The sequence below is a fragment of the Runella sp. R0.1_18 genome (assembly GCF_057652155.1).
Genome location: NZ_JBYFCK010000011.1, coordinates 143,923 through 156,154 on the forward strand (window position 1 = coordinate 143,923; position 12,232 = coordinate 156,154).

The window sequence follows — 12,232 nt, forward strand, 5'->3', positions numbered from 1 at the left end:
TTTCCTGTACCTTAGGCTACAAAAAATCCTCGCGGAGTGGGTTAAATACGTCGATGAGTACCCCTTCTTCGTGACATACCGCGCCATGCAATACATTAGAAGGGACAAAATAAACATCTCCTGCTTGGAGCAAACGACGCTCGTCTCCAATCGTCACCTCAAAAGCTCCACTGGCTACGTAGCTGATTTGCAAATGAGGATGCTTGTGCATAGTGCCTATTCCTCCTTGTAAAAAGGCTACTTTGACCAACATTAACTCGTTGGAGAAGGACATAATCTTCCGTTGGATTTTATCGTCAACTTTTTCCCAAGGGATGTCACCGTCGGCCACCAAGGCTTTCTCGAATGCAGGATGAATAGAAGAGTTCAAAATTGTATTTTTTAGCTATGAATGTGTTGGCTTTGACTACCAATTTTGTAGTTTGGTAGGATTGAGTTTATTTTTAATTATGGAGTAAATCAACGATTTGCGCCGATATTTTTACGCAATCGTTACCGATAACGTTTGCAAAATTGTACTTAACAAAAAATAGATTGTAATCAGGCAAGAAAATGCCATTTTTTGACGCTTTATCTCAACAAAAAGTACGCATAAAATATTGGCCTAAAAATTAGACTTTTCAAAGTTTTTGGTCGTCCTTCCAACGCACTTTTGTAGTTTTGCATTCGTAGTGCTTCGCATTCGCTCTTCAACTCACCTCCGATGAATCAGACCAACAGCGTTTTTCTCATTACCCTTGGCATTGCTACAATGGGTTTTTTGATTAAAAAATTTGATTTTGTGACCGAAAAAGACGGGAAATCAATCTCTAAATTTCTGATGCACACGACGTTTCCTGCGTTGATGATTGTCAGCACGATTCGCATTGATTTTAAACCCGCCTTGTTTTTTAGCCCTTTGCTTTGCATTGCTTTGGGAGTGATCATGACCCTGATTGGCTGGTTTTGGTTTGCCAAATACCCCGACCGCATAAGAGGAATGCTGACGATGGCCTGTGGGGGGCTTAATGTGGGTTTATTTGCTTTTCCCATTATTGAGGGAATTTGGGGAAGGGAAGGGCTGGTTTACGTGGCGATGTTCGACATTGGTAACACCATCATCACTTTCGGATTGGTCTATTCGGTGGGAAGTTATTTTGCGGTAAAAGAGGAAGGGGCTTCTGTAGAATTTAAAAAAGTGCTGCGAAAAGTACTCCAACTTCCGCCCCTGCAAGCCATGTTTATTGGCTTAACTATCAACGCCCTCGACATCGAACTCCCGACGGTTGCCTACGATTTTTTGGACGTACTGGCCAAAGCCAACAAGCCGTTGGTGCTTTTGCTGATGGGGATTTACATGAGTTTTGCCCTCGAAAAGAGCCAAGTATGGGCGGTGGCAAAGGTGCTGGCTATTCGGTATGGCTGTGGGCTATTGGCGGTTGTGTTGCTTTACACGTTTGTTCCTGAGCCTTCCATGTTTCGCAATGTGCTGATTGTCTGTGTAATTCTACCAATTGGAATGACGATTCTTCCCTTTGCGGATGAGCTCAATTACGATTCTCGAATCGCGGGCGTGTTGGTGAATGTCTCTTTGATTATCAGTTTCTTGCTCATGTGGGGGCTCGTTGTAGGGCTAAATTTAGCCTAACTGCTCGCGCTCGCCCCGACGTCCCATCGGGGCGAAATACGGCCCCGCGTCTCCAACGCCCTAAGAGCTCGTCCCGACGTCTCGTCGGGGCGAAACACGGCCCCGCGTCTCCGACGCCCCTCTCTTTTATAAAATGAGCAATCCATTCTCACGGAGTTTCTTCCAAGTCGGCGTTTTAGAAAATGCCGAAAAACTTCCCAATTGGGCTGTTTCAAACTCCGTTTGTAATTGTTGGTAAGCAAGCGGTTGTTCAAAAAGGTGAACCGCGATTTTAGGAAACAACTCCTCCAAAAAATGCGCCTGTTGGGCGGGGACTTGAATACTCCAATCGTGTTTTTTGTCGAAGAAATGTAATTCCGCGAGTTCGATAACTTTTTTCCCTTGCTTTACCTCAAAATACTCCACGTTAGGGAGCTTCCCAAGCCAAACCACAAAAGCATTTTTACGAACGCTATCTTCGTTTTGCGCCATTTGCCGTTGGATGTAATTCGATGGAATGGTCGTGTTTGGGGTTTTGGTAGCAAACCATTTTGACAATGGAATATCAAAACCTACTCCGTGCATGTAGTTAAAGAGAGACTTACGAAGCCCTTCGCTATACAAATCGTGGTTGGCACCTTTGGGGTCGTCGTGGTACAGATCATTGTCGGCAAAACCTCCGAAGCTAGGCCCAATGCGTTGCACGTCGAAAGCATCGGGCGCCAAACCCACGGGGCTGTGCGAGGTCATGGCAAAACGGTGCCAAAAACCCGATTGGAGAACGCCGTTTTCAAATAATTGCCGCACCATTTCGAGCGAATCGATGGTTTCTTGGGCCGTTTGTGTTGGGAAACCGTACATCAAATAAGCGTGAACCATGATGCCAGCTTGGGTAAATCCATCGGCTACGCGAGCTACTTGTCCTACGGTCACACCTTTTTTCATCATCGCCAGTAAGCGGTCAGAGGCTACTTCTAATCCACCTGACATGGCAATGCAGCCCGAGGCTTTGAGTAATAAAGATAAATCGTGGGTAAAGTTTTTTTCAAAACGAATATTGGTCCACCAAACGACGGTTAGCTTGCGGCGAATGATTTCAATGGCTACGTCACGAAGTAAAGCGGGTGGAGCGGCTTCGTCCACAAAATGAAAGCCATTTTGCTGGGTTTTGGCAATAATTTCTTCGATTCGGTCGCAAATCAACGCCGCCGTGAGGGGTTCATAGTTTTTGATATAATCCAGCGAAATGTCACAGAAAGAACATTTTCCCCAGTAGCAACCGTGGGCAAGGGTCAATTTATTCCAACGTCCATCGCTCCAAAGACGGTGCATTGGATTGACGATTTCAATGACCGATAGGTAGTCCAGTAAAAATAAATCGGAATAATCGGGCGTTCCAGTGTCTCGTTGCGCTACGTCTTTCTCCGACGCACCGTTGTAATAAACGACTTGGTTGTTGGTACGAGCAAAAGTACGTTTGAGTGAAATCAAAGAGCGCTTTTCTTCTAGGTATTCGAGCAGGGTGCGCAAGGGAGCTTCACCGTCATCGAGGCATACAAAATCGAGGTAATCAAATACGCGCGGGTCAGAAAGTGAGCGTAGTTCGGTGTTACAAAAGCCACCTCCCATCACGATTTTGACCGTTGGGTAGTGTTTTTTGAGGTACTGACCGCATTTTAGCGCTCCAAACAAATTGCCAGGAAAAGGAACACTCAAACAAACGATGGTAGGTTGGAATGCCCGCATTTTCTGTTCCAACAATTCGTGGAGAAAAACGGTAATAAGCGTATCAGGCTTTTGAAGTTCGGCCAAGAGTTCGTCAAAATGCGTGGCAGTTCGTCCTAAGCGTTCGGCGTAGCGGCTAAATCCAAAATGAGGGTCGATGGCCTCTTGCAGAAAATCGCCCAAATCTTCCAAGTAGAGAGTCGCCAAATGGCGGGCTTTATCCTGCGTACCCATGGTTCCAAACGCCCAATCGAGGTCTTCTACGTCTTTGAAGCGGGAAGCTTCAGGCAAATAGGCGCGGTCGCAGATGCTGTGGGCGAGGGTGGGATTTTTATTTTGTAAGAACGAAATAACGGGTTCAATGGTCGCGATGTATTCGTCGCGAAGGTGATAGACACGAAACGCGTTTTCGGTAAGCTCTATGTCATGCTCGGCTTTTTCGAGGGAATCGAAGAGTTGGGTAAGTCCTTGGGGCGAAAATAGCTTCAAAATGACTTCAATCCCCAAATCGGCTTGGTGAGAAACAACGCCCAGCGTGTTCAAAAACCCCTTGATGTAGGCCGTAGCAGGGTAGGGGGTATTCAGCTGAGTGAAAGGCGGAGTGAGTAGTAAAACCTTTTGCAACTGCTATTTTGTAAAGTCTTCGACCAATTCTTCGGCTTTGGCAAGTGCAGCTTCTAAATCATCATTGACTAGAATAACGTCAAATTTATCTTGGAATGACATTTCAAATTTTACCTTGAAGAGTCGTTTAGACAAGCTGTCTTCGGTTTCTGTCCCGCGTGACATGAGGCGTTCTTTGATGGCTTCTTCGCTGGGAGCTTTTACAAAGATGGCCAATGCCCGTTCATGGAAATACTCTTTTAGCTTGAGCCCGCCTTTTACATCAACGTCAAAAACGACGTGTTTGCCACTGGCCCACAAGCGTTCGATTTCTGATTTTAACGTACCGTAGTAGCCTCCAGGATATACTTCTTCCCATTCAACAAACTCGTTGTTGTCAATTCTTTTCTTAAAATCGTCGGGCGTGAGAAAGTAATAATCTTTACCATCCACTTCGTTGCGGCCACGGCGGTCGCGGGTGCAGGCCGAAATAGAAAAGCCTAAGTTGTTGTACTTAGTAAGGAGGTGTCTAACGATAGTGGTTTTACCAGAACCAGACGGGGCGGAGAAGATGATGAGTTTTCCTTCCAAAGCGTATTATATATTGAGTTTGGCTTTGATTGTAGCGACGAGATTGTCGGGGCAAAGGCGTTTATCAATTTTCGATTGAAGAGATTCTTTAACGCACTTTTCGAGGTGATACATTTTGATGCAATGCAAGCAGTGGTCCATGTTCTGTCGGAAGTGATCCTTCTCGTCCTCGGTTGCTCCTCCATCTAAGACCGCCTGAATCTTTTTCAGACACTCTGCGTGGTGCTCGCAGTACTCTTTCTGATACTTCGTGTTCTCTGTGGCAGAAGGTGACGATTGCATATCCAATACTATTGTAAAGGTTCAATGAATTCTTTGAATCTTTCTGTTTTTTTATTATTTATTATAAAAAGGAATTCTTCAAAGAAAAAGTTCACGAATACTTCTGAGCTTCCTGTTGGGCAGTGTAAACGACTTTTTATTTTCTAATCTCCCTGTTATTCAAACTAAACCAATTTAACCAAGCAAATCGTTCACCAACAACACAAATGTTTATGAGCAAACATTTTGGGTGTCTGCTTTTGGTGATTTTTCTACGCGTTAGCCCGCAAGAAAAGGGTGATTATGATTGCTAATCTTCGTCAGTATCGTAGCCCATAGAAGCGGCATACGTCCTGAGTTTGTCTTTGAGGAGATTCCGAGCACGGTGCAGACGAGAACGAACTGTACCAATAGGAATATCCAGAATCTTAGCCATCTCTTCGTAGGTAAACCCTTCGATGTCACAAAGGATAATCACCGTACGAAAATCGACGGGCAACGAATTGAGGGCCGTAGCCACTTCGTCGCCAATCATGTCTTGGACAGTCTCGACGCGCAAGTCGGTCGTATGGTCAACTTCTGCGGCTTCTTCCGAGTTGTAGGTAGTCTCTACTTCTTGGTAATCGACTTTAGAAGGTTCCTTACTACGCTTACGGTAGTCGTTGATAAAACTGTTTTTCAGGATTCTGAACAACCACGCTTTGGCATTAGTTCCCCGCTCGAAGGAAGAAATAAAACGGAAAGCTTTTAAATAGGTATCTTGGACAAGGTCGTTTGCATCGTCCTCGTCCATGGTTAGCCTAAAGGCAAAGTTGTACATGGAGTTTATGTGGGGCATAAACTCGCGGTTGAAGATGTCGTTGCGCTCTGTATCGCTGTACGACGTTTCGGAGGCGGCTAAAGGTATTTCTTCGATTTCTTCTGACATAATGACTGACATGGCTGCCGTAAATTTACGAATTTTAACAAACCATCACCCTTCTCCGCAAATCATCTTTCTTCAATCAACAAAAACAACCCATGAAAGGTTATTTTTTTGTGATTAATTGTTGATAAATGTTCCCAGATTAGTTCGTACTAATATACGTCAAAAACTATTCCAATGGTTTTGGAAAATGAAAAGTGGGACAAAATGTCAGTGAAAAATAAGCGAAGGTTAACGAGAAAAAAGGCGCGTTAGAATAATCGTGATTGTTGTAAACACAAGGCTGCACACGATTTTTAAGAAGGTATAAGGGAATAAACGGAGGCTACCTGCTTCAACCAAAAACAACACCATGTGGTGAATGGAAATCAGCATCAGGATGTAGGACAAAAAAGTGGGGAAGCCCAACTCTTTAATGGATAGCTGAAGACGGCCTTCTGTAAGCTTTTGCCCAAGCTGATATTTAATAATAATAGGACGAAGGTAGGCAATTAGCACGGAGGCTGAGGTATGAAGCCCCAGGGTGTTGTCGAAGGTATCGATAATAACACCCGTAAAAAAACCAATGAACAATAACGCCGTGAGGTTGATTTCAATCGGTAAGAATAAAATAGCGCCTACGTAAATAAAACAGAACGCATAGTCGAACAACACCAAGTGACGTGCGACAAAAATGTGGAGCAACACGTACACGAGCCATCTGACGACAGTGCGTATGATTTCGGTTGGGTTCATTTGCGTTTTGGAGTGAGGCTTTCTTGAAGCGACTGTTGTTGTTCCAATAATTTGTTTTCTACCAAATACACGTACGAAATCTTCGAAAAGTCGGTAGAAAGTTTGAGGTCGATGTCAAAAAATGCTTGGTCAGGCGCTACACGAAACGATTTTACAATACCAACGGCGATTCCAGGTGGAAAAACGACGTTTTGGTCAGAAGTTACTGCTGTATCGCCCTTCATGATGGTGGTATAACGAGAAATGTCCTTCAGCTGAATGAGGGAAGGCGTGGTATTATTTTCCCACTTGGCCGTTCCTTGGTCACCACTGCGGAGTAGCTTGGTAGAAACCATAAACTGCGAGTGCAGAATGGAGGTGATGACTGAGAATTTTTTGTTACAAATTTTGACCTTACCCACTACGCCCGTCGCCGATACAACGCCCATGCCTTCTTTGATGCCGTCGGCATAGCCTTTGTCGATGGTCAAGTAATTGTCAGCTCGGTGCGTACTGTTTTCAATGACCTTGGCAATCGTCACAAATTTATACCGATTGGCAAAGGCAGAATCTGCTTGGTAACCTACTGGGGCATTGGCGGGTTTTTGTTGTTGGAGTTTGGTAATCAGCTCGTTGAGACGGCGGTTCTCTTCGGCCAAGGCCGCGTTTACATCCCGTAAATTGGTGTATTCGCGCGCTGCGTTAGACAATTCAAGGCTCTTGGCACTCAGGGTATTAGCTGTATTAAAATACTCAACACTCCAGTAGTTGTTGTTATTGACAAGCAACCAAAAACTGAACACCTCTAACAAAACAAAGAGGATAAAATTGCGGTTACGCCCAATAAACTCAAATAGTTGGAGCATTTGTTGGTTGACAGTCGATGGTCAGCAGTCCATAGTCGATAGCCCACAGTCAATAGTAAGCATACTGTGGACTATCGACCATTGACTATGGACTATACACTATCCGAATAATTACTGAATCAATACCGATTTATACAATTCTAAATTTTTCAGGATTTCGCCTGTTCCTTTTACAACTGCCTTGAGTGGATCGTCGGCAACGTGAATAGGAAGTTTGGTTTTGGCTGCAAGGCGCTTGTCCAAACCGTGTAACAACGCTCCACCACCCGTGAGGTGAATACCGTTGGTATAAATATCGGCAGAAAGTTCTGGGGGCGAAATTTCGAGGGCTTTCATCACCGCTTCTTCGATTTTAGAAATCGACTTGTCGAGGGCGTAAGCAATTTCGCTGTAGGTTACTTTGATTTCTTTTGGAATACCCGTCATAAGGTCACGTCCACGAATCTCGAAGTCAGCTGGAGGGCTGTCCAATTCTGGCAAAGCCGAACCAACTTCAATTTTGATTTGCTCAGCCGAACGTTCTCCGATGAGAAGGTTGTGCTCGCGGCGCATGTAATCCACAATATCTTTGGTGAAAACGTCGCCCGCAATACGAATCGACTGCTCGCACACGATACCCGAAAGGGCAATCACGGCGATTTCGGTCGTTCCTCCACCAATATCGACAATCATGGTACCGTTAGGTTGAGTGATGTCGATACCAATTCCAATAGAAGCTGCAATCGGTTCGTGAACCATATAGACTTCTTTGGCACCTGCGTGCTCGGCTGAGTCTTTTACGGCCCGTTTTTCTACTTCGGTGATACCCGAAGGAATACAAATAACCATTCGATGCGAAGGCGTAAAAAAGCGATTGTTTGGTGCAATCATCTTAATCATTCCTCTAATCATCAATTCCGCGGCGGTAAAGTCGGCAATTACACCGTCTTTTAACGGGCGGATGGTTTTTATATTTTCGTTGGTTTTTTCGTGCATCTGCATCGCTTTGTGACCAATCGCCAGCACCTTCCCGTTGTTCTTGTCCAAAGCAATGATGGAAGGCTCATCCACCACAATTTTATCCTTATGGATAATCAGGGTATTGGCCGTTCCTAAGTCAATTGCAATCTCGCTCGTTAAAAAATCAAATAATGCCATATTGTTTGCTTTCGCAGAGTGACTAAAGTTTTATAAGCCGCAAAATTAAAGGATTTTATCGGCTTTTTGGCAGAATATAAAACAAGTAATTTTTTTGATTAAGGTCTTGAAAATGAGTCGAACGTTTTCTGACCTTTGACAAAATAGCCCCAAATCACACTCTTGGGCGCAATAGGCAGGGAATGAGCCTCTTTTGGTTGTCCGATTTCTCGAATAATTTTTTCTCGCTTCTGCGATAAATTCCGTCCAATCCACCCATAAAACGCAAAATGAGCCCGAATGATAGCCCAAATGTTAGCCCACTCACCTTTTGGTATAAACCGAACCGCCGAAATTCCATCCACAACTAATCTCCAAAAAATAATGCCAAAACGGTTATTGGACGGTAAGTTTTTGTAGAGCATCGCAAGGCTGTTGCGGTAGTTGAGGTAGGTTTTGAAGGGGTTAGAAGGCGGTAACGTACCTCCACCGACGTGATAGACCGTCGATTGAGGAAGGCAATAAATCTCGTGACCGCCCGTGTGCAAACGCCAGCAGAGGTCGATTTCTTCCATGTGGGCAAAAAAGTCCTCGTCGAAGCCGCCAAGTTTGTGGAATAAATGCCCTCGAATAAACAAACATGCCCCCGACGCCCAAAAAATGGGCATTGGGGTATCGTACTGGCCTTTATCGGTTTCGCAATGGTCAAACATCCGCCCACGGCAGTAAGGAAAACCTAGCCAATCCATAAACCCACCCGCAGCTCCTGCGTATTCAAACTGCGTTTTATCGTGGTAAGCCAGTAGCTTGGGCTGGCAAGCGCCAACGTTGGGATGAATGTCCAAAAACTGTACCATCGGAGCGAGCCAGTTGGCAGTGACTTCGACGTCAGAATTGAGTAAAACGTAATATTCAGCCTCAATTTGGCCCAAAGCGGCATTATAGCCACCCGCATAGCCTCGGTTTTGCGGAAGTTCTATCAACCGAACGCTGGGATAGTGCGCCCGCGTCCAAGCGACTGAATCGTCTTTGGAAGCACTATCAGCTACGTAAATCGGGTAAGATTCCGAATGTGCAATAACAGACGGGAGAAACTTTTCAAGAAAGTTTCTCCCGTTGTAATTCAAAATGACAATGGCGATTTTATCCATTGCGTATTATTTCATGAATTTGCTCAAGTCCAACCCTGGAATGTTGGGCAAAACGCCTTCCGTTGATTCCTGAATTCGCGCTTTAATTTTTTCTTCGATATTTTCCATCGCCCGATTCACCGCCGCAATGATTAAATCTTGTACTACTTCGGCGTCTTCGGGTTTCATCAAATCGGGGTCAATGGTCAAGCTAGTGACTTGTTTGCGGCCGTTTATGGTGACTTTCACCATGCCCGCACCTGCTTCGGCCGACTCGCTCAATTGGCCAAGGCTTTCTTGAGCCTCTTTCATTTTGGCTTGGAATTCCTTTACCTTTCCAAGCATTCCCATCATATCTCCAAACATAGTTTTTTCTGATTTTTAAGTGCGCAAAGATACACAATGTCGGCTTACCTTTGGGCGATTACACAACGTTCTTTTTCTAGCAAATGGAGGTTTTCTTCCACGCTCAAGCGCGTTTTCTCGTTGTCGAACTCGTCGGCATAGAGGTTTTTTAGCTCACGTCGTTTGATGGCTTCCAAAAACCGTCGAATGTCTTCTTTGGAGTCTAGCAACAGCGGAGGAACTTCGGTAGGTTTGCCATTGTCGTCTTTGGCAACCATCGTAAAATACGAGGTATTGGTGTGTTTTTGGGTACCTGAGCGGACGTTTTCGGCAATGACCCGAATGCCAATCACCATCGAGCTTCGCCCCACGTAATTGACCGAAGCGTGCAACGAAACGAGTTCTCCCACTTCAATAGGTTGAAGAAAATTAACGCCATCAACTGACACCGTCACCACGTACGTGCCTGCGTGTTTGGACGCACAGGCATAGGCGACTTTGTCCATGAGCGAAAGCAAGATTCCCCCGTGAATTTTACCTCCAAAATTGGCGTACGAAGGAATCATTAACTCCGTAATGGTTACCTGTGAGCTTGCGACTGATTTGGGCGTCATTATTTTTTGGCGTCTTTTAAGCTTACGTTCCCTTTGGCCAATTTTTCGGCTTCGTCAAAAAGGGTTGATGCCTTACGGATACCTTCGTCGGTGTTTGACATGACTTGGTAAAACTCATTGTTGAGGCCACCTTTATCACGTTTTTGGTAAGCATAACGGGCAATAAGTGCCTTGAGGTAGGTACGAATGTAAGGCTTAGAACGGCTGAACTCTTTTTCGTTGAACTTGATGTTGTCGGCGGTAGCGTTTTTAACCACGCCGTTCAAATCGGCATCGGTGACATTATAGCTTTTCAAAAACTCTGCAAAGGTTTGTTTTTCAAACTGTTTGCGATTTTGATTGACGTAGTTGAGGGCATAATCCCGTACCGTATTTTTGGCGAACAACTCGTACAAATACGGCGACATCATGCTGGTATCGCGTGGTACAAATACGTCGGGCGTAATGCCCCCTCCACCGTACACAACGCGTCCAGCGTCGGTGCGATACTGAAGTTTAGGGTTATTTTTGATGCTGTCAGAAACAAATAACTCGCCGTGTTCGAAACGATTTTTGATGTCTTTTTCATAACCTTCCAAATCACCCATCTTGTACGGTTTTTGAATACTACGACCGCTTGGCGTGTAGTAACGCGAAATGGTTAGACGCAGTTCGGAGCCGTCTGAAAGGTTGACGGGCATTTGCACTAAGCCTTTTCCAAACGAACGGCGTCCGACGATAAGCGCGCGGTCGTGGTCTTGGAGTGCCCCTGCCACAATTTCAGAAGCCGAAGCACTGCTTTCGTCGATGAGCACCACCACGCTGCCATTTTCAAACATCCCTGCGTTTTTGGCGCGGGTTTGGCGGTCGTAGCGGTCGTCTTTGCCGTCGGTATAAACAATCAATTTATCACCCGCCAACAACTCGTCCACCATGTTGGTTGCGCGGTCCATGTATCCGCCAGGGTTGCCACGGAGGTCGAGCATGAGTTTTTTCATGCCTTGGGTTTTGAGCGAACTCACGGCGTTTTTGAACTCATCGTAGGTTGACTCCGAGAAACGCGTAACTTTGACATAGCCGATTTCTTTGTCCATCATGTAAGCGGCATCGACTGAGAAGGTTGGAATGCGGTCGCGGCGAAGTAAGAACGATAGTGGTTTTGGTACACCACGGCGCAAAATTTCGATTTTAACCTCGCTACCGCGTGGCCCACGGAGTTTGGAAAAAATAAAGGCGTTATCCACTTTTTTGCCCGTAAAAATATCGTTATTGACCTTGAGAATTTTGTCGCCGCTCTGAATACCAGCGGCTTCCGAAGGGCCACCTACCAGTGGCGTTACGACGTAAACGGTATCTTTGTAAAGGTTGAACTCAATACCGATGCCATCAAAACCACTTTCGAGTTGTGAGCGGGCAGCTACGGCATCTTTGGGGTTAAAATAGTAAGTGTGAGGGTCGAGTTTTTCGAGCATTTTGGTGATGGAATAATCCACCAACTCGTCGGTGTTGACGGTGTCAACGTAGTTGTTATCAATGAGTTGTAGCACCTCCTTAAACTTGGTGTGTCCTCTGGCTACATCGGCAATTCCCTTGCTGCCACCAAAAAAAGTAGCACCTAATAACATGCCTGCGGCAAGGGTAACACTCAATAAAATGGGTAAACGAACTGTCCAACGGTCGTTTTGTATGGGATTTTCCATTTGCTTATTTTATCTTAAAAAACACCTAAAGTAACGAACAAAGGCAAAAGGTAGTTT

The 12,232-nt window shown here is 45.2% G+C and carries 13 protein-coding genes; 1 reads left to right on the forward strand and 12 read right to left on the reverse strand.

The features are described from left to right. Positions 1–16: 16 nt before the first annotated feature. Entirely contained in the window at positions 17–370 is a 354-nt protein-coding gene (locus AC23P2_RS19365; RefSeq protein ID WP_229598730.1) for a cupin domain-containing protein, read from the reverse strand. Positions 371–703: 333 nt separating this feature from the next. On the opposite strand from AC23P2_RS19365, the gene AC23P2_RS19370 reads away from it, so the two are divergent. Next, the gene (locus AC23P2_RS19370; protein WP_487774727.1) at positions 704–1,627 is read left to right on the forward strand and encodes an AEC family transporter; all 924 of its coding nucleotides are present in this window, start codon (positions 704–706) and stop codon (positions 1,625–1,627) included. A 126-nt stretch (positions 1,628–1,753) separates the two neighbouring features. Here AC23P2_RS19370 and AC23P2_RS19375 read toward each other — a convergent pair whose 3' ends face one another. The 11 genes from AC23P2_RS19375 to AC23P2_RS19425 all read right to left on the reverse strand — a co-directional run bounded on the left by AC23P2_RS19375 (position 1,754) and on the right by AC23P2_RS19425 (position 12,175). After that, a complete protein-coding gene (locus AC23P2_RS19375; protein ID WP_487774728.1) occupies positions 1,754–3,955 on the reverse strand; it encodes a B12-binding domain-containing radical SAM protein in 2,202 nt (733 codons plus the stop codon). A 3-nt stretch (positions 3,956–3,958) separates the two neighbouring features. Then, complete coding sequence (gene gmk, locus AC23P2_RS19380) at positions 3,959–4,525, reverse strand: guanylate kinase (RefSeq protein WP_487774729.1); 567 nt, start codon at positions 4,523–4,525, stop codon at positions 3,959–3,961. Between the two features lie 6 nt (positions 4,526–4,531). Beyond that, a complete protein-coding gene (locus AC23P2_RS19385; protein ID WP_051397970.1) occupies positions 4,532–4,807 on the reverse strand; it encodes a hypothetical protein in 276 nt (91 codons plus the stop codon). A gap of 289 nt (positions 4,808–5,096) precedes the next feature. Then, the gene (locus tag AC23P2_RS19390; RefSeq protein ID WP_028523753.1) at positions 5,097–5,726 is read right to left on the reverse strand and encodes a sigma-70 family RNA polymerase sigma factor; all 630 of its coding nucleotides are present in this window, start codon (positions 5,724–5,726) and stop codon (positions 5,097–5,099) included. Between the two features lie 216 nt (positions 5,727–5,942). Continuing rightward, entirely contained in the window at positions 5,943–6,446 is a 504-nt protein-coding gene (locus AC23P2_RS19395) for a hypothetical protein (protein WP_487774730.1), read from the reverse strand. Continuing rightward, entirely contained in the window at positions 6,443–7,291 is an 849-nt protein-coding gene (gene mreC, locus AC23P2_RS19400) for a rod shape-determining protein MreC (RefSeq protein ID WP_487774731.1), read from the reverse strand. Before mreC ends, AC23P2_RS19395 begins: the two co-directional genes overlap by 4 nt. Before the next feature lie 111 nt (positions 7,292–7,402). Continuing rightward, positions 7,403–8,428, reverse strand: coding sequence for a rod shape-determining protein (locus tag AC23P2_RS19405; protein ID WP_028523756.1), 1,026 nt, complete (start codon positions 8,426–8,428; stop codon positions 7,403–7,405). Between the two features lie 98 nt (positions 8,429–8,526). Next, entirely contained in the window at positions 8,527–9,558 is a 1,032-nt protein-coding gene (locus tag AC23P2_RS19410) for a glycosyltransferase family 2 protein (RefSeq protein WP_487774732.1), read from the reverse strand. 6 nt (positions 9,559–9,564) lie between these two features. Then, positions 9,565–9,903, reverse strand: coding sequence for a YbaB/EbfC family nucleoid-associated protein (locus AC23P2_RS19415; RefSeq protein ID WP_028523758.1), 339 nt, complete (start codon positions 9,901–9,903; stop codon positions 9,565–9,567). A gap of 44 nt (positions 9,904–9,947) precedes the next feature. Beyond that, complete coding sequence (locus AC23P2_RS19420; RefSeq protein WP_472490174.1) at positions 9,948–10,496, reverse strand: acyl-CoA thioesterase; 549 nt, start codon at positions 10,494–10,496, stop codon at positions 9,948–9,950. Beyond that, on the reverse strand, positions 10,496–12,175 hold the full coding sequence (locus AC23P2_RS19425) for a S41 family peptidase (protein WP_487774733.1): 1,680 nt from the start codon (positions 12,173–12,175) through the stop codon (positions 10,496–10,498). Before AC23P2_RS19425 ends, AC23P2_RS19420 begins: the two co-directional genes overlap by 1 nt. Positions 12,176–12,232 lie beyond the last annotated feature (57 nt).

Coding starts and splice junctions, on each gene's coding strand:
- AC23P2_RS19370 (WP_487774727.1), top strand. CDS start 704: ATGAATCAGACCAACAGCGTTTTTCTCATTACCCTTGGCATTGCTACA.
- AC23P2_RS19385 (WP_051397970.1), bottom strand. CDS start 4,807: ATGCAATCGTCACCTTCTGCCACAGAGAACACGAAGTATCAGAAAGAG.
- AC23P2_RS19390 (WP_028523753.1), bottom strand. CDS start 5,726: ATGTCAGTCATTATGTCAGAAGAAATCGAAGAAATACCTTTAGCCGCC.
- AC23P2_RS19395 (WP_487774730.1), bottom strand. CDS start 6,446: ATGAACCCAACCGAAATCATACGCACTGTCGTCAGATGGCTCGTGTAC.
- mreC (WP_487774731.1), bottom strand. CDS start 7,291: ATGCTCCAACTATTTGAGTTTATTGGGCGTAACCGCAATTTTATCCTC.
- AC23P2_RS19405 (WP_028523756.1), bottom strand. CDS start 8,428: ATGGCATTATTTGATTTTTTAACGAGCGAGATTGCAATTGACTTAGGA.
- AC23P2_RS19410 (WP_487774732.1), bottom strand. CDS start 9,558: ATGGATAAAATCGCCATTGTCATTTTGAATTACAACGGGAGAAACTTT.
- AC23P2_RS19415 (WP_028523758.1), bottom strand. CDS start 9,903: ATGTTTGGAGATATGATGGGAATGCTTGGAAAGGTAAAGGAATTCCAA.
- AC23P2_RS19420 (WP_472490174.1), bottom strand. CDS start 10,496: ATGACGCCCAAATCAGTCGCAAGCTCACAGGTAACCATTACGGAGTTA.
- AC23P2_RS19425 (WP_487774733.1), bottom strand. CDS start 12,175: ATGGAAAATCCCATACAAAACGACCGTTGGACAGTTCGTTTACCCATT.